Raw genomic sequence first — 19,078 nt, forward strand, 5'->3', positions numbered from 1 at the left:
CTGCATGATGCACCCACCCGAAAACGCTTTCGATACTATAATCGCTCATTTAACGGGCTGCTTCAAGGCACCGTTTTTCTGGTTTTGGGGACCATTTTTCGGCTTGGCCCCCACATTGGCCTGTCCTTGCTTCTTTAGCCTGAACCCATCACAGCGAGGTAGGCTCAGCTACCTGAGGGTCCAGCGACAGTCTGACCAATTGACCCGCATGACTAAGCCCCGCACCGAATCCGTACAACAGCACCTGGTGACCGCTGCGCACCTTCCCTTCGCGGATACCCAGATCCAGCGCAAGCGGAATACTGGCAGCCGAGGTATTACCGAAGGCTTCAAGACTGTACAGTGCCTGCTCCAGAGGATAGTTCAGCCGTTCACAGATGGGTTCAATCATCCGCAGATTAGCGCTGTGCGGGATGAACCAGTCTACTCCCGCAATATCTGCTCCGGCGTTCTTCAGCACCTGCTGTACTCCCTGCGGAACCGTACGGACCGCCCACTTGAATACTTCCCGGCCATTTTGCACCAGCAGCCCTGTCCCGGAGAGCTCCACTCCGTTCACCTTCTCCGACAGCCCTGTGCGATAGACATGCTGCGCTCCGCTTCCGTCACTGCCGAGATGGTATCCCATGAAGTCGTCCTGCGCCCCGCCGCTCTCGACCAGCACAGCCCCTGCACCATCCCCGAACAGAATACAGGTACTGCGGTCCGTATAATCTGTGATCTTGGACAGCGTATCGGCACCAATGACCAGCACCTTATGATGCAGTCCCGAGGACACCAGCGCGTGAGCCGTATGCAGAGCATATACGAATCCGGCGCAGGCGGTACTCAGATCCATCGCTCCCGCAGTCAGCGGAATGCCAAGGGTATTCTGGACAATGGACGCTACAGATGGAAAAGAGAAGTCAGGCGTGCTGGTCGCCACAAGCACCATATCGACATCCTGCATGCTTTTGCCATAACGCTTCATCATATCCCGGACGGCAGCAGCACACAGATCACTGGTATATTCATCCTCGCGGCTGATCCTGCGCTCCCGGATCCCCGTCCGCTGCACAATCCACTCATCATTGGTATCCACCATCTGCTCCAGGTCCTGATTCGTAAGTCTCCGGGCCGGCACGTAAGATCCGATCGCTGTTATTTTTGCACCTGTCATTAGATCCACCTCAGCTTTTGATTTTATTAGTATCTGATATTAGTACTTGGTACTAATTATAACCTGCTCCAAACTATTTTGCAAAATGTATACCCGGAAATGCCGAGCGGCAATCACATCTTAACATTGTAAAGATCACAAACACATGCTACAATCTTTACAATGTTAAGATGACAAGCAAGTATGAAAGGAAGAATGCATACCTTGAAAGATAAACCTTACCACCGCGGCAATTTACGCAACCAGCTGATCGAAGCCGGCATCAAGCTGATTAACTTGGACGGCATGAATAGCTTTTCCCTGCGCAAAGTAGCCGCCGAATGTGCAGTCAGCCATACCGCCCCCTACAGCCATTTTAAAAATATAGATGAACTGGTAGCCGCCATGGGGGAGCATGTCACGAGCCAGTTTATGGACACTCTGCATGCCTCGGTTCAAGGCCAGGAGGGGAACCCTGATACGATTATTCTGCTGGGGCAGGCCTATATTGATTTTTTCATAGAGCATCCACAGTATTTCCAGTTTCTGTTCTACCATTCAGGCATCGTCATTGATCTGGACAGCTACGATTCTGACAGCTACCCGCCATTTGCCCTGTTCCGGACAACGGTCTATGAAGTGTTCCGCAGCAGCGGGCTGCCGGAGCCGGAATTCACCAAGCACTTAGTTACACTCTGGTCCATGGTGCATGGAATTACAGCTTTGCTTACCAATAACGGAGTGCGGTATTCGGGCAACTGGCGCGATCTGCTGGAGCTTAAATCTATCTTTTAGGGAGATGAAGTCTTGAGAACGATCATACACGATCTGCAGGAGCAAGAATTCGCGGGCTGGCTGGGGGATACGGCGCAAGAGGAAGTAACAGTCATCTCGGATAGCGGTGCGATCCGTTCGTGCATGGGCTGCTTCGGCTGCTGGACCCGGACTCCCGGGACATGCGTCATTAAGAGAGATGGCTACGACAATCTGGGGGAGTTGTTCTCCCGCAGCGATGAGCTCATGATCATCAGTAAATGTATGTACGGCAGCTATAGCCCCTTTGTGCTGAATGTGCTGAACCGGAGCCTCTCCTACATGCTGCCCTATTTTGTCACCACACACGGGGAGACACATCACCGGCCCCGCTATAAGCACCAGCTCACATTATCCGTACATTTCTATGGCAATGACCTTACGGAGGGTGAGCAGCATACGGCCCGAATGCTGGTCGCGGCAAACGGCCTGAATCTGTATTCGTCAGAGAACAACGTCTATTTCCACACCAGCCCGCAGCACATTAAGGAGGCCCTCCAATGAACATCGCGCTGATTAACGGCAGCCCCAAGCCAAACGGCAGCAACTCGGGCATACTGCTGTCCATGCTCGAGCCGCTGATTGCGGACGGGAACGAACTGCACCCCTATACGCCGAATAAAAGACCGCTCACTCCTGAAGAGTACAGCGAGCTATGCCGCATGGATGTGCTGGTTCTGGCCTTCCCGTTGTATTATGACGGAATTCCGTCACACTTGTTCCAGCTGCTGGTTACCCTGGAAGGATATTTGAAGACCGAGCGCGAACGGGAGATTTACGTCTATGCGCTGATTAACAACGGCTTCTACGAGGGACAGCAGAACCACATTGCGGTGGAGATCCTTAAGAATTGGTGCGCGCGCGCCGGTGTTCACTTCGGGCAAGCCATAGGCCAAGGCGCCGGGGAAATGCTAGGCTCCCTGGATAAGGTGCCTCTGGGCCGGGGGCCGCTGAAGAATCTGGGCCGTGCCATGCATAGCCTGGCCGAGAGCATCCAGTCCAGAAGCGCCGGGGAATCCCTGCTCTTCAGCCCGAACTTCCCCCGCTTTGCCTGGAAATTCTATTCCACCCGTTCCTTCTGGCACCGCACAGCCAGGGAGAACGGACTGAAGCCGAAGGATCTGCGGCGGCGGATGTAACGAATACTGTAACTAATTGCATACTGGCGGTGGGGGCTGCCGTACCCGATTACGATACGAGTGGAGGACTTAATTTAGGACTTAATTGCACTCCGTACATCTAAATCACCTGATATTCCTCCGATGATATGTTTAGTTGTATTTCGTACACCTAAATTCCACCAATACCGGACTTATCCCTCATTCGGGCAGATTTAGTTGTACAAACTACTGTTAGAAGCGGATACACCTCCTTTTCACTGTTTTTAAATGTATGGAATACAGCTATCTCCTCTATTTTTTTAAATAAATCATAGTATAGAGTACCTGTTACATAGTCTGCTGAGAAAGGGGATGCCTATGCACAGGATAGGAAAGTTATTGTTAGCACTTGTTCTTATAGTGATGATCACCGGGTGTAGTAGGCTTAGCTCCATGCCTTTACCCGAAATGAGCGCTACTTTGGATACTGGTGAAGTTGTTCCTGTGGAGATTAGTACGTATAGTTGGGGTGCTAAAGAGTTATACGGAGGTCCATGGGAAGCTATGGAGGAGAAAGATCCCGAGATCATTCCTGGCGGATCTACAATTAATATACAATTTGACTCTACACCTGATTCCATACTAATAAGAGAACACTTTAGTAAATACAAGTTCAAAGATATAACCGATTCTAACCAATTTAATATCCCGGATGATAAAGGGACCTACATTTATGGAGTAATGGCTACTTGGAAGAAAGGTTCCGCGATTTATGCCTTAAAAATTCAAGTTGAATAAAAAGCACTTAAGTTTTGAACTTGAAGCTTCACCGTCACTGCGGTGAACATTTGGACTTCCGGCCGCTGTTGTCCCCAGATTTCTTGATTAATATCGCTGTTCGCGAGTGAAATCCGGTGACAAAGGCGGTCGCTACCGCTCCTACAGTTCCAAATTTCCCCTCCGCTTCTTTTGCTTTTTGTTTATTTCTTTAGTGCTTTTTAATATGAATAGTACAACTTTTATTATCCCCAAAGAGCCCGGACCCCCTAACAGGACCAGGCTCTTTGGCATACCGCTATCTTGCTGAATTTAGAGTATTTCATCTCCAGTAATTCGCGGCCCATTGGCGTTACATTCTCACTTCACCGGCAACTCCACACCAGCCTCCTCCACCAGCTTCTCCGGCTTGACCGTGTTCCTGGAGCGGCAGTTCAGAAATTCCACTTCTTCCCCATTCTCAACATAAAAGGCCGGGCCGTCATGGTTCTCAATTGTGACCTGCTGGAACTGCACCTCGCGGACATTGCCGAGGAAGAAGCCCCGGCGCTGCATGTCCTGAAGTCCTGCCATCATATCCGGCTGGCCGGGCACCGCGTGCTCCGCCATCGAGATATCGATGTTGGTGAAGGTGATTTCCGAGACGGCCTGCTCCGCCAGCCCGTACAGGAATCCCGCCGCCGCATGGACATTGCGGGCTGTAATATTGGCATAATGAATCCGCCGGAACTGCGGGGTCTCCTCCGTCACCGGATACGGGTTCTTGTCCCAGACGTATTTCTCCTTGCCCCGGGGTCCGCAGAAATAATAGAGATTCAGCGTGAAGGGACAGATCACATCCTCCATCACAATGTTGCTGATCCGGATATCCTCAATAATCCCGCCCCGTCCCCGCCGGGACTTCATGCGGATGCCGCGGTCCGTCTGCTTAAATACACAATTGCTGATCGTCACATTGCGGATATCGCCGCTCATCTCACTGCCCAGCACCACCGCGCCGTGGCCGTGGACCATCACGCAGTTCGTAATCGTGATATTCTCGCAGGGAATCCGCTCCCGGGTATCCTCGGTGCCTGCCTTAATGGCAATACAGTCATCGCCGACATCGATATGGCAGTTGCTGATACGCACATCGCGGCAGGATTCGGGATTGATTCCATCGGTATTCGGGGAATCTGCCGGATTCAGAATCGACAGATTATCGATCATCACATTGCTGCAATTAATCGGATTCACCGTCCAGCTTGGGGAATTTACCAGCGTCAGATCGCGGAGCGTCACCCGGTTGCAATCGTCGAAACCAATCAGTCTTGGACGGGGATACTCCAGCTCTTCCGGGCGGCTTCGGTGCTTCTCCCACCAAGGTTCTCCATTCCCGTCAATGGTTCCGCTCCCGGTAATAGAGACATTAGTCAGGCCCACTCCGTAGATGCAGGCTGCATGAACCTCCTGCTCCACCCCTTCCCACCGTGATTCCACGGCAGGATAATCCGCCGGATCGGTACTGAAGGACAATACCGCACCGGGGCTGACATGCAGCTCAATATTGCTGTATAGACGGATTGCGCCGGTCAGGAAGGTACCGGCCGGAATATATACCGTTCCGCCACCGGCACTGCGTGCTGCTGCAACCGCGTCCGCAATCGCTTGCGTTGCTGGTACTCCGCTGTCCCGCTGCGCTCCGTAGTCTATTATGTTATACACGGTCCGCCTCCATTCTTGTCATCCGCTGCCGGGCTGATCCAGGCAGCTTCCGGCTCTATTGTGCCTGTGTCTGAACCGGCAGCCCTCTAACTCCACTCCGCTTATGCCGGATACAAACCCTGCATCTCCACACAGGCCATCACCAGCGCTCCCACGCCGTGCAGATCATTGCTGACCTTCGGACGGGTTACATAGTTACGGTAATCTCCCGCCGAGGTCCCGATGCAGATATCCGGCAGCAGCAGCCGGCCCTGCTCATCCCACTGGAGCACCTGAATTAAGCCTTCGTAGCCTTTACGCGCGGCTTCCGCCGCTTCATCCGCAACTTCAGCCGGAAGGATACCCAGCTTCACTGCTCTGGCAATCGTGTAGACGAACAGACAGGAGCCGGAGGTCTCCAGCCAATTATCAGGTTCATGTCCCTTATCCACCACCTGATACCACAGGCCGCTCTGCGGGTCCTGATAACGGATCAACGCCTGTACGAATCCGCTTAGCTCGGCTGCAAGCTCGGCCCGTCCAGGATCAGTCTCCGGCAGTTCATCCATGAACTGTGAGACGGCAAGCCCGTACCAGCCAAGCGAGCGGCTCCAGAATTCCGGCGAGCAGCCGGTGGCGGGATTCGACCATGGCATGCGGCGGCTCTCATCCCAGGCATGGTAGAGCAGGCCGGTCTCCTCGTCCTTCATGTATTTGCGCATCAGGCGCTCCTGGTGCAGCACCTCGGCCCGCAAGGCATCGTCTCTATAAGTATTCGCGTATTTCAGCGAGAACACCCCGGCCATGTACAGCCCGTCCAGCCACATCTGGTGCGGATATTTGTCCTTATGCCAGTACCCGCCCTCGGAGGTCCGGTTCAGCGTCAGCAGCAGATGGCGGAGCTTGAACGCAGCCTCCCGGTATTTCCGCTTACTGGTCCGTTCATACAGTGTGAAGAGCAGCAGCCCCGCCTGCACGGCATCCAGCTCATCCCGGGCAAAGTCGAAATTCCCCTGTTCATCCACCAGATCATCCACATACTGCTGGATATAATGGATGTAGCGGTCCTCCCGGAGTGTCTTCCACAGCAGCTCCATTCCGCACAGGAAAACGCCCTGATGATAATGCCAGCGGTGCGCAGGCGGGAGTTCTCCCGCCTGATACGTATCCATTAATGAATCACAGGCCTTTTGTGCCCATTCAATCGGTGTTTGCGGCAGACTGCCTATCATCGTAATCCCCCTTCAATTGGTCAGAATATCCGGCGGCCCCTCTATCTCAACGACCCTCCTTCCATCCTTCATCCTTCAGCCGTCAGTCATCAGCCGTCAGTCATCAGCCCTTCATCGAGCCCAGCATCGCACCCTTGGCAAAATGCTTCTGCAGGAACGGATACACCATCAGAATCGGCAGCGTAGCGACCACGATAACCGCCATCTTGATCGTCTGATCCGGCGGCGGAACCGTGCCGTCCAGTGTCGCACTATGATCCATCCCGCTGGCCAGCACGACAATCTGCCGCAGCAGGACCTGAATCGGCCATTTGGCGCTGTTATCAAGATAGAGAATGGCGCTCATATAAGTGTTCCAGTACGTCACAGCGTAGAACAGAGAGATCGTGGCAATCGCTGGCAGCGACAGGGGCAGCACGATTTTGAACAGAATCCCGAAGTCATTGCAGCCGTCAATCTTGGCCGATTCCTCCAGCCCCTCCGGAATGTTCTGAAAAAAGTTCTTGAGTATAATCATATTGAACGCACTGATCGCGGAAGGAAGAATCAGCGCCGCATACGAGTCAATCAGCCCCAGCTCCTTCACCACGAGGAACGTAGGAATCATCCCCCCGTGGAACAGCATCGTGAACACCACCAGGAAGTTGAACACCCGGCGGCCGTCCAGATCCTTGCGGGAGAGACCGTAGGCCATCAGCGCCGTGATGAACATACTGAACAGCGTGCCTATCAGCGTGACTCCAATCGATACCCCTAGGGCTCTGAAGATCGTATTCGTGGAGAAAATAAATTTGTACGCCTCTAAGCTCCATACCTTCGGAATCAGTACAAACTTGTTGGCAGCCAGCTCAGCACTGGTTGTGAAGGAGCCTGCTACAACGTGGATGAACGGCAGCACCGTTACCAGCGCGATAAGGGCAAGCAGTATAAAGTTGACGGCAGAGAATAGTCTGCCGCTGAACGTGCGGTCTTCTACCATTTGAATTCCTCCTGCGGCATTTTAATATACGCCTTCTTCTCCTATTTTCTTGGACACCTTATTGACGGTCATGACCATGATCAGGCCCACAATCGACTTGAAGAAGCCGATGGCTGTACTGTAGCTGAACTGCCCTTGCCGCAGACCGGCGGTGTAGACATACGTATCGATAATTTCCGCAACCTCGCGGTTCATGGAGTTGAGCAGCAGGTAGACATGCTCGAAGCCCAGGTCGAGAACGGAACCGATTTTCAGAATAAACAGGGTGATAATCACTCCCCGGATGGCCGGAAGCGTAATATGCCAGACCTGTCTGAGCCGTCCGGCTCCGTCCATGCGCGAAGCTTCATAGAGCCCCGGATCAATAGCCGCAATGGAAGCCAGATAGATAATCGTGCCCCAGCCTGCTTCCCGCCAGATGACCTGAAGGATATACATCGGCCGGAACCAGCCTGGACTCAGCAGGAAATTGATCTTGGCGAATCCGAAGTAAGCGAGCAGCTCGTTGATAATCCCCCCGTCCATCGTCACCATGACGAAGGAGATTGAGACGACGATAACCCAAGACATGAAGTGCGGCAGATACACCAGGGTCTGGAAGAATCTTTTGAAGAAGGTGCCTCTGAGTTCATTAAGCATCAGGGCCAGAATAATCGGAATCGGAAAATAAATCAGAATATTCATCCCGAACAGAATCAGCGTATTGGCTAATATGTTCAAGAAATCAGGCTCGGTGAACAGCCGGCTGAAATGCTTCATGCCCACCCATTCGCTCCCGGTAATCCCTTGGTAAGGCTTGTAATCCTGGAAGGAAATAATCAGTCCGTACATCGGCAAGTATTTGAAGATAATGAAATACAGCACGCCGGGGATGAGCATGACATAGAGCAATTTGTTGCGCCACAGCCGCTTCTTCAGCTCACTGCTGCTCTTGTATTTCTTCGGCTGCGGTTCGGGAACTACGCGGGGCGGGGCGGTTACTTCCTGCATGATTCTCTTCCTTTCTCTGTAAATTATTCTATAGTAGAAAAAAAGGCTGCCGGAGCGCTAACCCGGGGCAGCCCTCTTCCTGTGTTCAGTCCGCTGTTATCGCGGCTGCGCTCTGTTTATTTTTTGTACGCGGCATTATATTCTTCGATGATCTTCGCCCCGCCCCGGCTCTTCCAGTTCTCGACTTCCTTCTCGAAGCCGGCCTTATCAAGCTGACCATACATGTACTTGTAAGTCGCATCCGCAATAATCTGCTGCAGCTCTACGCCCTTGGACGTATAGGTTGCCGAGTCGAGCGCCGCCGTAGGATCTGCGACCCCGTACTTCACGTTCTCCAGCACCAGCTCCTCTGCATGAATCCGGCCCGGCAGCACGTTTAAGCTCTGGTACATACCGTTCGTTTCGTATTCGCCGATGACGCTGTCCTTGAAGCCTTTGACTTCGCGTTCAATGAGCTCTTTATTGTCGGTCGCTTTGGCTTTGCCGTCCACCACGGTATAGTGTGTGCCTTCAATGCCCCAGTACATCAGGTTCGATACTTCAGGAGTCATCATGTAGTCGAAGAACTTCAGAATCTTCTTCAGCTCCGCTTCATCCTTCACCGCCGATTTCGGGAACAGTACGACATTGTTATAGCCGGGAATCATCCACTGGGCGAACTTGCCGTCAGGTCCAGCCACCATACTATGCGTATCCAGCACGGCATCCGGCACGTTCTTGATCAGGTCCTTGTTCAGGGAATCGATATCCTGCATCGAGCCGCCGATATAGAGCCCGGCTTTGCCGCTGGTGAACATATTGACCGCATCCGTCTTGCTGGTTGCTGCGAAGTCCTGGTTCATGTAACCGCCTTCACGCAGCTTTTTGAAGAAATCCATAGTATCGATATATTGCGGAAAAGTGAACTCTGGCGCAAGCTGACCGTCCTTCTCCGCCCAGTTGTTCGGGGTGCCGAACCAGGAGGAGACGGTTTTGAACGCACCATACACCAGCTCGTTGCGGTCAACAACACCGATGGTATCCTTTTTCCCGTTGCCGTCCGGGTCCTGCTCGGTAAAAGCCTTAGCCATCGCGAACAATTCCTCCGTGTTGGCCGGCGCTTTCAGTCCCAGCTTATCCGCCCAGTCCTTGCGGTAGATGATGCCCTGGCGGGCCAGCGGGCGGCCGATATACAGGGTATACAGCTTGCCGTCTACCTTGGTGTTATTCAGGATCTCCGGCTTCAGCTTATTCAGGTTAGGGAATTCGCTGAGCAGCGGCCCGATCTCCCAGAACTGCCCGTCCTTGATCGCTTCCTTCATCTGCAGGAAGGTCGTCTGGTTCTTCAGGTACGTCACCTGCGGCAGGGAGCCGGTGGCGAACGAGGAGTTCAGCTTCTCTTCATACGTATCGGCCGGGAAGAACTGGTAGGTCAGCTTCGTATTCGTCAATTTCTCCACTTCATTCTTGATCGTATCCGGTGGAGTATCTGTCGTATTCAGCGGCAGCATAATCTTGATCTCTGTCGGCTTCTCCGGCTCTGCGGCCGGGTCCGTGGTTGCGGTTGTGTTGGTCCCGGTGCTGGCGCCCGGGTCTTTCGTGGCTGCCGCCTCTTTGTTGTTGTTACCGCCGCAAGCGGACAACATGCTGAGTGTCAGCAGCGAGCTCAGGAGCAGGGTGAAGGATTTTTTCGTCATTCCTCTTTGACCTCCGTTTAACTTGTATTGGTTACAAGCCTCACATTACGCTCTGGAGGGAATTACGAAAACAATCATTTGCTCATAAAGGTGCGCAGCGGCGGGAGGTGTGGGTTAATGATTATCGTGTGATGGGGGGATAGGCCGTGGGGAAAAACCCTTAGGGAGCGGCGGAGGGTGGGACTGAGGGGCGGCGCCGGGCGGTGAGACAAGGGGAGCGGCGGCGGGCGGGACTGCGTGAGCTTTGGACTTCCGGCCGCTGTTAGATTTGGATTTCCTGATTCGGACCGCTAGTTGCGGTAGAAATCCAAACCTAAAGGCGGACGCTACCGCTCCTACAGTTCCAAACCTCCCTCCGTCCCTTTCTGCCGCTCCAGTTAGGGGGCTTTCAAGGCCTATCCTTGAAAGGGGAGCAATGGGAATAGCCCCGCCGCTTCGCGCGGCGGGGCCTTGGAAGGTTACCTACTCCTGCAGGTAGCAAGTGGAAAAATGCATCTTAATTAGGCTCATTTCCGAGAAAAGGCGGAAGCAGGTGGAAAAAAGGCATCTAATTTTGTTAGTTTTGCCTACTGCGGCCGAATTGGGCGAATTTAAGTGTTGTTTTTCCAATTGTTATTTTAGCAGCGTTTATTTGTTCATCAACAAGTGGAACAATTCCAACTATCTCGGGCCGCATGATCCGAGTACGTACCGATCAAGAGATTTTGAACAAGCTTGATGCTTGCACCGAAAAGCTCCAAACGACCCGTTCCAATGTTATTCGCATTTCACTCTCAAAATAATCTTCCCCTTAGCCCGGCCGGATTCGGAATACTGCATCGCCTGCTGGGCTTCATCCAAAGGAAAAACCCGGTCAATAACAGGCTTGATTGCGCCCGATTCCAGATATGCAGTGATGATGTCCAGTTGCCTGCCGCTTGGCTTCATGAACAGGAAGCTGTATTTGACATTGTACTGTTTCTCCAGCTTGGTTAGCTTACGGGTAACAAGCCGGAGAGCCGTTGTTTTCAGAAAACCAGCACCATACTCTGCACCAAAACGGGCGTTGGGCAGACCCGATACGGATACGACCTGCCCTCCCGGTCTGACGATGCGGAATGCTCGCTCCAGCGCCTCACCACCGAGAGTATCGTATACTCCATCATAATTGTGCAGCACCTGATCGAACTGCTCTGTTTTATAGTTGATGACCTGATCGGCCCCAAGGGATTTAACGAGTTCAGTTCCAGCTTCACTGGCAGTCGTTGCAACGTAAATCCCCATCGCTTTGGCAAGCTGGATGGCAAAGGTGCCTACTCCGCCCGCTCCCGCCTGAATCAATACCTTTTGCCCAGCCGTTAGCTGCAGAATATCATGTAGTGCCTGATAAGAAGTGAGTCCGACCAAAGGAATGGAAGCTGCTTCTTCAAAAGTGAGGTTGTGGGGCTTCAGCGCGATATCATCCTCATGAACGGCAATATACTCCGCGAAGGTGCCAATTTTGCTTTTTCTGGGCCGGCCGTAGATTTCATCCCCTACCCTGAATTTCTTCACCTTGTCCCCCACCCGGGTAATGACGCCCGAGAAATCATTGCCCAGAATAAGCGGCATCTCATATTTCAAAAGCATCCGCAATTTGCCATCCCGGATTTTAAAATCAATCGGATTAATACTGGCCGCACGGATTTCAGCAAGCACCTCATGCTCGCCGACGTCAGGCATTGAGCGGTCCGCTAATTGAAGCGGGGTTTTTCCATATTTTTCAATAACCATTGCTTTCATGATGGACCCTCCAGCTTTTGTCTAATAGAACCGTTCAATGAACTCATCGATATGAGTGACTACATTCCTCAGCGTCCCGAGGTTGGTTCTGACGTCCATGTAATAAAAGTTCTTGGCCCCTTCCTCCCTGACCCTAATAATCCCTGCCTCTCTGAGAATTCTAAGATGATGCGACACCGCCGGGCGCGACAGATGGGTTAGCTCCGTAATCTCGCCTACACGCAGGCCGTTTGTACATGTAGTCTCCATAAGTGCCGTAATAATCGACTGGCGTGTATCATTCCCAATGGCAGACAAGATCTGCTGGCATGTTTTAAAATCTTCTCTAATCCTTCGGACCGCTTGCTGCTTATCCATGTTACTCCCCCTCAATCCGCTTCCCCGTTCAAAAAAACGAACCTTTTGCTGATGAGTATGCCACACCCGGTTACACGCTGCAATATTGGGAAAGAAAATCGAGATCACCAGGTTTTACACACGCCTTAATCTTTCAAGCGGCTGCATTCGAAAAAATCCAACTACTTCAGTCTCTAAAATACGTGTGCTTGTATAGTTCTATAGTTTCATCGTAGTTATCCGCATTCTTTGTATGAAAAAGCAAGGTAACCATGCAGGATCTCATTGACTTTTTGTCCAGGCAATAATATATTATTGTCAGGGCAAAAAAGGGGTGATGAAATGTCCGCTAAGAAGATGGGGCGTCCTCTATCTGACAATCCCAAAAGCAAAAAGATTGAGATACGTGTTGATCAAGAGATTCTGAGCAAGCTAGATGCTTGCACCGAAAAACTACAAACGACCCGTTCCGATGTGATTCGCAAGGGAATTGAAAAGGTGTTTGACGAGCTCCAAAAATAAAGAAGGAAGCAGCGTAAATCCCGCAAAGAACACCGCTACTTCCTACCCACACATCCGCTTGGATAAGCAGACTGCATAAATATCCTACCATGTGCAGGAAGCTCATTCAAGCGATGCGATGAACATAATGGGAGGACAAACATGAAAACAATTTTGGAAGCCTTGTACCATGGGAAGCTTCAACCCAATATGACCATTGTGCCGTCACATCCAGAATACCGCTCAGCTTGCAGACAAGTGGCATCAGAGACACAGCAATGGCGCGAACGGTTAGGTGAGGATGTGTTTCGAGAACTAGAGGAATATTTGGACTTGTGCGACAGCGTGAACAGTATGCATGTGGAAGCTGCCTTTATTGAAGGGTTCAAGTTAGGAGCAAACCTACTGATTGAAACGATGAGTAGTCGGCCATAAGCCGTTGAGAATATATTCGGATTAGTCCCATATCTAAGCCCCACCGCTGAAGCGACGGGGCCTTCTTTTGTATCAACATCTCCATTCTGGAAATGAGGATATTTCTGCAAATCGTTCAGGGTGTGTGCTTGAAGTCTACTGGGAGTGGGCGACGACGGTGATTGGATGCTTAGATTCAAGCCCAGTACAACATTTACTTATCACCATAATGAGTTCGAAAAGCATAAAACTCAATCACTCCACTTTGGATACGATATACTAAACGGTTGGTGTCATCAATGCGACGGCTCCAATATCCAGAGAAATCGCCACGCAGGGCCTCGGGCTTTCCTATCCCCTCATAGCCGTTTCGTTCAATATCTTTTATGAGTTGATTGATCCTTCTCAGTGTTTTTCTATCCTCGGTTTGCCAATATAAATAATCTTCCCAGGCATTGTTTGTAAAAATAAGTTTACTCATCAGCCATATTCTCTAATTCGTTCATTGTTTGAGTCACAGTGTTTCCTTGCTCCATCTGTTGAATGGATTGCTTTAACCATTTGAGGTTGGATGGATTATAGAAAGGATCAGTCTGAGTTGTGATTTCAAAAGGAATTCCACCTTGGCGTAGTGACTGTCTAACAAAGATATTTATCGCCGTTGTCATGTTTAATCCCAAATCTGAAAAAAGCAATTCCGCTTCTTTTTTTAGGTCTTCATCAATCCGAATATTGATATTGGTTTGAGCCATTCTCAACACCTCTTTCATAAGTATTGTTTACATCGTATTATATTTTACTCACAAGGTAAATACAACGTGCGCATATTTAGTGAGGATTGAGTTCGGAGAACAGAGACAACTCTCCGAATACCCTTGAGGTGAATGGTTAGCGATGCAATAGCTAAATTAAAGCAGGATCAATCTGCTGCAAAGGTTCACCAATAAGGCGGATCTTTTTTTATTAAGATGTACAATTTAGCCAAATGATCTTTCGTAGATTAGTCCCATATCTAGGCCCCACCGCTGAAGCGGCGGGGCTGCTTTTGCATCAACAGCTCCATTCTGGAAATGCCGATACTTCTGCAAATCGTTCAAGTGTGTGCTTGAAGTCTGTCTGCTGGGAGTGGGCGACGACGGTGATTGGATGATTTTTGGATGAAGATCAGCAGTGTAGAGGTAATGGTTCGTTTGAGGGTTGTAGGAGAAATAGCTTGTTCATCTGTTAACCTGTACTGCTTCGGGATTGATTAAGAATGTTGGTGAAAACGCCCAGAATCTTATGCTTCTCATCATTGATCAATTGATACTGCTGAACCGACTTCGTTAGAAATTCTAGGCCGCTGTGATATTCACCTCTGTCTAGTAAGTACTTAGCCAATTCCAGTAGTAAATTAGCTTGACGGTCAAGAACTAATCTGCGCGAATATCTCACCTGGACCAGATCAATAACACTCTTCTCTAGGTCCTGCTTAAATTGTTGTAAGATAGCATCGATATTAAAGTTGTATTTATTAGCAGCCTTAAGCATATACAACAACCCGGTAATTCTCTCCTCTTGATGTGCGTTAAGGTAGGCAGAATATTGCTCAATGACAGTAGAATCTCCACTTACCAGCTTTGTCAAAAGAATATTAGCTTTGGACCACTCCATGAACAAACTCTTCCAACGCTCGACCTCATCCCCTTGCTCTCTAACCCAGCTCAAATCAGCATAACTCGTTACATAACCCAAAGCCCCCTCATAATCACCCAGCTCATCGCAGACATTTCCACGCAGCAAATTACTGTACGCAATGTAAAAGAACAGCGGTCTGCCGGGAAGCTTGACGGGTTCGGATGCTCTGTGTTCGTCCAGGACCTTCAGGTCATATTGAATTCTGGCTTTATGGCCCATCTTAGCGGCGTATTCCTCAACTTTGTTCCAGCGCTGTAAGGAGCGGTATGTATTGGCAAGCTCTTTGAGTGCATTCAGCTGATCTACTTCATCCAACCGTTCGACAAAAGGCTCGAACGGGTTCGCAGCCCACAGGTTCCGGTTCTGATCATCGCTGAGCGCAATGGTAAACAGCCTGAACTGGCATAGCGCCAGCCGTTCTGAATGCTGATAACGTTCGGATTCGGCGACAATCTCGTAGATTGCGGTGGCGGCATCCCTTTTCCCGGCTATGAAGAGTTCTTCTGCACTATCAAACAACAGGGAAGCGTACATCAGATTGTCCATAATATGGCAGGCCATTCGCTCAATACTCTCCAGCTTGTTCAGTTCGGCACAGCGGAGCAGCAGCGGTCCAATCCTCCGCCAGTCGGAAGATCCGCCGATAATATAGTCATTAATGTACAGATCGTAGAAGAATCCCTCCTCCTGTCCCATGGCCCGGGTGATCCGGTCCAACTGCTGCATCGCAATAGGCCGGTGCCCGCGAAGAATATTGCTGAGTGTTCCGGAATGAAGCTGAGAACGCTTGGCAAATTGGGTAATCGTCAAACCAGTCCTCCGCAAATATTCCTCCAGTTCCGATAATACCGTAGTCGTTGCCTGCAAGTCCTAACCACCTTTCCTCTTTAATTTGTTATTTATAGAATAATATCCCTTTTATATTACACAAAATATATCAACGGAAGATTCATTAATCAAGTCTTTATTTATGTATTTTTCCTATATTTTAAAAATTTGGAATTTCGATTACCATTCAAATGTGGTACCACATTTTTCTCCTTCCACCTGCATGATGGCTGAGTCTGGACCAGCATTCGGCCTACATCCACCAGCCCATTGTGTTCGGTTTTCCGCATACATCAATGCTCCTCACCATTCTCCTTCAGCCACACTCATTCCAAGCTTATCATTGAAGCCGAGACAGCTTATTTGTCCTCAGTAAAATGCAAAATACCTGCGAGTTCCAATGAGGAACTGCAGGTATTTGCCTAATTCTTTTCTTATAGCGACTGGTACCCGGCTGAACAATTGTGGAGAACCTCACATCGTATAAGCCAAAATAATATCCCCGTTGTCCTCTAACTCCCCAGTCTCGGTGAATCCCACATCCTTATAGAGCTTATTGGCCGTTAGATTATGCGGAATATGCGATACCCTAATCTGTGTGCAGTCCTCGCGGCTGCTCAGCATCTTAATGACCTCTTTAATTGCTGCTTTCCCGTATCCTTTACCCTGAAATCTCCCGTCAATCATAAATCTCAGAATCCAATAGTAACCGTCTGTATATCTTTCATTATCAAAAAGGATAAATCCAACCATCCTTCCTTCAGCAAAAATACCGTAGGGTACCGATGTAGGCTCATTTACCGCATGCACAAGTGAATCTGCATTACTTGCAACCAAGTCCAACTGCTCCGTGCTCACGCTCAATTGAGTACATTCGTGTTCCAGCTCGGGGGTAATCTTATGTAATTTAACAATAGTCAAAGTGTTCACAACCTTCATTATGAATTGATCTTCAGTCAAGCTGAATGGTATAGATGATCTCCCCATCCTGGTTCAAGCGCTGCTCGCTGGTGAATCCTAATTCTTCATACAACTTCATTGCAACTGAATTTCTTTGTTCCACCGTTAAGGATATTAAGCTGCACTTCGGATGGATTTCTTTAATGAATTTAATGATTTCTACCATAGCTTGTTGCCCATAGCCTTTTCGTTGGTGCTTGTGGTCAATCTGAAACCCGCCAATCCAGTAATTATCTGAGCTTCCGGGAGTAAATGAAAGATAGAAGAATCCGATAATTTTTCCATCGATGGATAGAATATACGGATCTAACGCTTCATCCCACGGCTTGATATAGGCATATGCTAGGGACTCCATCACAGAAGGAACGAAGTTGCGCTGCTCCTCACCAACAGATATCTCTAGAGCTTCTTCCCAATTCTGGGCGTTCACAGGTTGGATAACGATTGGTTTCATGTTTTCTCCTTATATCAACAGTTGAGGTATAAATATCATCCTATCATAATATTGGTAAATTATCCTCTCACTCCTCCCCCTCCCGCGCCTTCCCCTCCGCCTCCCCGTACTCCTGAATAATCAGGCTGCCGCCGCTGGCGTGCCATTTCTCGACCTCCCCGGCGAAGCCGGCGGCGTCGATGTTGCCGAGAATATAATTGTAGGTGGCATCCACGATGATCGCGGACAGCTCGGCGTTCTTCTCGTCATAGGTCGGCGAGGTTAGCGACACGGTAGGGTCATCGACCAGAAACTGCTCGTTATCCCGGCTGAGCTGGTCGGCCAGGGCGGTGAGCTGCTCCTTTTGTGCGACCTCCTTGATATGGGTATTGCCTACATCGGCGATCATCAGGGAATTGAGCGGATTGACCTCATACACCCGAAGCTGGGACGTTTCTTCCGGAAGAATCACTTTGCCTTCCCCGTCCAGCTTATAATGGCGGCCCTCGAAGCCGTAAGCCATCAGGTTGGCTACATCCTCATCCATCGTGCGGTCGAAGAATCCCAGCACCTGCTTCAGCTCCTGCTCGGTAGCAATGGCTTTACGTGAAAAGAGGTACAAGCCGTTGTACTTCGGTATGGACCATACCTTATATCCGTCCGGCCCTTTAATCCTGTTAATCAGCGTCAGCTCTGCTTTGGGGTTGATCGCCTTGGCCTCAATGGAGAGCCGCTGCACATCCGTCATGCTCCCGATGAAGATCCCGGCCGTTCCCCGGATGAATTTGTCCCGCTGCACTTCCTTGCTGGTCAGGGCGAAATCCTGGTTAATGATCCCTTCCTTGTATAATTTGCGCATGAAGTTCATCGTGTCCATATATTCAGGGGTGGCGAATTCCGGGATGAACTGTCCATCTTCGATCTTCCAGTTATTCGGCGTGCCGAAATAGGAGCTTAACGTCTTGAATACCCCGTACACCAGATCGTTACGGTCCACCAGTCCGAGGGTGTCTGCCTTGCCGTTGCCGTCCGGGTCATTCGTGGTGAACTGCTTCATCACCTCATAGAGTTCCTCCAGCGTTCCGGGCGGACTGAGATGCAGCTTCTCCAGCCAGTCCTTGCGGATAATAATGCCCTGCCGGGAAGCCGGTCTTTCTGTATAGAGACCATAGATTCCCCCGTCCACCGAAGTCTGCTTAAGAATCGCCGCATTCAATTGACTGAGATTCGGAAATTCCGCCAGATAGGGACCAATCTCCCAAAAAGCGCCCGAGCGGATCATATTCTTGACCGGATTATAATCGGTGAATTTCACGAACGTTACTTTGCCGAGGGAGCCGGTGGTCAGTGCGGTATTCATTTTGTCCGTGTAGACGCCTTCCGGCACCCAGGTAATATCGAGCTGAGTCCCGGTCAGTCTCTCAATCTCGGCAATCAGCTCCGCTGAAGGCGTCTGCGGAAAATGCAGCGGTGCCAGAATCGAGATCGGCGCCGGGGCACCCGCTGAATCGGAATGCTCAGACTTATCCCCGCTGCAAGCGCTTAATATAATGAACAATAAGAATAGGATGAAGCACCCTGCAAGAGCTTTCTTCCTGCCCGTTAACCGGTTGAACATTCCATAACCCCCTGAAGCGTAATATTTATCTGCCTTAGAAGCCTATCTATTGAATAATGCAGCTTATGTATGAATGATTAGAGAAAATGATTATTGCGGCACCAGATGATTATTGTTATTATCCTTCGTGATGCATACACTTAAGACAGTGATTTTCCTATT

The 19,078-nt window shown here is 50.3% G+C and carries 20 protein-coding genes; 6 read left to right on the plus strand and 14 right to left on the minus strand.

The annotated features are described in order from the left end of the window. Positions 1 to 148 precede the first annotated feature (148 nt). Complete coding sequence (locus NST69_RS25510) at positions 149 to 1,159, minus strand: ketoacyl-ACP synthase III (protein ID WP_340980269.1); 1,011 nt, start codon at positions 1,157 to 1,159, stop codon at positions 149 to 151. 204 nt (positions 1,160 to 1,363) lie between these two features. On the opposite strand from NST69_RS25510, the gene NST69_RS25515 reads away from it, so the two are divergent. From NST69_RS25515 to NST69_RS25530, 4 genes are all read left to right on the plus strand, one after another. Next, positions 1,364 to 1,933, plus strand: a complete 570-nt coding sequence (locus NST69_RS25515; RefSeq protein ID WP_340980270.1) for a TetR/AcrR family transcriptional regulator — start codon at positions 1,364 to 1,366, stop codon at positions 1,931 to 1,933. Positions 1,934 to 1,945: 12 nt separating this feature from the next. Continuing rightward, positions 1,946 to 2,455, plus strand: coding sequence for a flavodoxin family protein (locus NST69_RS25520; protein ID WP_342547466.1), 510 nt, complete (start codon positions 1,946 to 1,948; stop codon positions 2,453 to 2,455). After that, positions 2,452 to 3,090, plus strand: a complete 639-nt coding sequence (locus tag NST69_RS25525; RefSeq protein WP_340958309.1) for a hypothetical protein — start codon at positions 2,452 to 2,454, stop codon at positions 3,088 to 3,090. The genes NST69_RS25520 and NST69_RS25525 overlap by 4 nt, the downstream gene beginning before the upstream one ends. Before the next feature lie 339 nt (positions 3,091 to 3,429). Then, positions 3,430 to 3,849 carry a hypothetical protein gene (locus tag NST69_RS25530; protein ID WP_340980272.1) on the plus strand — a complete coding sequence of 140 codons (420 nt, stop codon included), beginning with the start codon at positions 3,430 to 3,432 and terminating at the stop codon, positions 3,847 to 3,849. Between the two features lie 339 nt (positions 3,850 to 4,188). On the opposite strand, the gene NST69_RS25535 is transcribed toward NST69_RS25530, so the two are convergent. The 7 genes from NST69_RS25535 to NST69_RS25565 all read right to left on the minus strand — a co-directional run bounded on the left by NST69_RS25535 (position 4,189) and on the right by NST69_RS25565 (position 12,506). Further along, a complete protein-coding gene (locus tag NST69_RS25535; RefSeq protein ID WP_340980273.1) occupies positions 4,189 to 5,532 on the minus strand; it encodes a glycoside hydrolase family 28 protein in 1,344 nt (447 codons plus the stop codon). A gap of 101 nt (positions 5,533 to 5,633) precedes the next feature. Then, positions 5,634 to 6,743, minus strand: a complete 1,110-nt coding sequence (locus NST69_RS25540; RefSeq protein WP_340980274.1) for a glycoside hydrolase family 88 protein — start codon at positions 6,741 to 6,743, stop codon at positions 5,634 to 5,636. 103 nt (positions 6,744 to 6,846) lie between these two features. Beyond that, positions 6,847 to 7,722 carry a carbohydrate ABC transporter permease gene (locus NST69_RS25545; protein ID WP_036732546.1) on the minus strand — a complete coding sequence of 292 codons (876 nt, stop codon included), beginning with the start codon at positions 7,720 to 7,722 and terminating at the stop codon, positions 6,847 to 6,849. A gap of 21 nt (positions 7,723 to 7,743) precedes the next feature. Then, a complete protein-coding gene (locus tag NST69_RS25550; protein WP_036732542.1) occupies positions 7,744 to 8,712 on the minus strand; it encodes a sugar ABC transporter permease in 969 nt (322 codons plus the stop codon). Between the two features lie 116 nt (positions 8,713 to 8,828). Beyond that, on the minus strand, positions 8,829 to 10,388 hold the full coding sequence (locus NST69_RS25555) for an extracellular solute-binding protein (RefSeq protein WP_036732540.1): 1,560 nt from the start codon (positions 10,386 to 10,388) through the stop codon (positions 8,829 to 8,831). A gap of 756 nt (positions 10,389 to 11,144) precedes the next feature. Continuing rightward, positions 11,145 to 12,149 carry an NADP-dependent oxidoreductase gene (locus tag NST69_RS25560; RefSeq protein ID WP_342547467.1) on the minus strand — a complete coding sequence of 335 codons (1,005 nt, stop codon included), beginning with the start codon at positions 12,147 to 12,149 and terminating at the stop codon, positions 11,145 to 11,147. Positions 12,150 to 12,170: 21 nt separating this feature from the next. Continuing rightward, entirely contained in the window at positions 12,171 to 12,506 is a 336-nt protein-coding gene (locus tag NST69_RS25565) for a metalloregulator ArsR/SmtB family transcription factor (RefSeq protein ID WP_342547468.1), read from the minus strand. 321 nt (positions 12,507 to 12,827) lie between these two features. Between NST69_RS25565 and NST69_RS25570 the strand changes: the two genes are divergently transcribed. Further along, the gene (locus tag NST69_RS25570; protein WP_340958303.1) at positions 12,828 to 13,007 is read left to right on the plus strand and encodes a CopG family transcriptional regulator; all 180 of its coding nucleotides are present in this window, start codon (positions 12,828 to 12,830) and stop codon (positions 13,005 to 13,007) included. 141 nt (positions 13,008 to 13,148) lie between these two features. Then, positions 13,149 to 13,421, plus strand: coding sequence for a DUF6809 family protein (locus tag NST69_RS25575; RefSeq protein WP_342547469.1), 273 nt, complete (start codon positions 13,149 to 13,151; stop codon positions 13,419 to 13,421). A 193-nt stretch (positions 13,422 to 13,614) separates the two neighbouring features. Here the strand turns inward: NST69_RS25575 and NST69_RS25580 are convergent, their stop codons facing one another. The 6 genes from NST69_RS25580 to NST69_RS25605 all read right to left on the minus strand — a co-directional run bounded on the left by NST69_RS25580 (position 13,615) and on the right by NST69_RS25605 (position 18,916). Next, positions 13,615 to 13,881 (minus strand): Txe/YoeB family addiction module toxin, encoded by a 267-nt coding sequence (locus NST69_RS25580; protein ID WP_342547470.1) that lies wholly within the window; start codon positions 13,879 to 13,881, stop codon positions 13,615 to 13,617. Beyond that, on the minus strand, positions 13,874 to 14,152 hold the full coding sequence (locus tag NST69_RS25585) for a type II toxin-antitoxin system RelB/DinJ family antitoxin (protein ID WP_342547471.1): 279 nt from the start codon (positions 14,150 to 14,152) through the stop codon (positions 13,874 to 13,876). The genes NST69_RS25580 and NST69_RS25585 overlap by 8 nt, the downstream gene beginning before the upstream one ends. Before the next feature lie 472 nt (positions 14,153 to 14,624). After that, positions 14,625 to 15,944: a transcriptional regulator gene (locus tag NST69_RS25590; RefSeq protein WP_342547472.1), complete on the minus strand. Its 1,320-nt coding sequence runs from the start codon at positions 15,942 to 15,944 to the stop codon at positions 14,625 to 14,627. A 435-nt stretch (positions 15,945 to 16,379) separates the two neighbouring features. Next, positions 16,380 to 16,826 (minus strand): GNAT family N-acetyltransferase, encoded by a 447-nt coding sequence (locus NST69_RS25595; protein WP_340980275.1) that lies wholly within the window; start codon positions 16,824 to 16,826, stop codon positions 16,380 to 16,382. A 31-nt stretch (positions 16,827 to 16,857) separates the two neighbouring features. Further along, a complete protein-coding gene (locus tag NST69_RS25600; RefSeq protein WP_340980276.1) occupies positions 16,858 to 17,319 on the minus strand; it encodes a GNAT family N-acetyltransferase in 462 nt (153 codons plus the stop codon). Between the two features lie 67 nt (positions 17,320 to 17,386). Then, entirely contained in the window at positions 17,387 to 18,916 is a 1,530-nt protein-coding gene (locus NST69_RS25605) for an extracellular solute-binding protein (RefSeq protein ID WP_342547473.1), read from the minus strand. Positions 18,917 to 19,078: the final 162 nt, after the last annotated feature.

The organism is Paenibacillus sp. FSL P2-0089 (genome assembly GCF_038595095.1).
Classification (GTDB): domain Bacteria; phylum Bacillota; class Bacilli; order Paenibacillales; family Paenibacillaceae; genus Paenibacillus_AQ; species Paenibacillus_AQ silagei.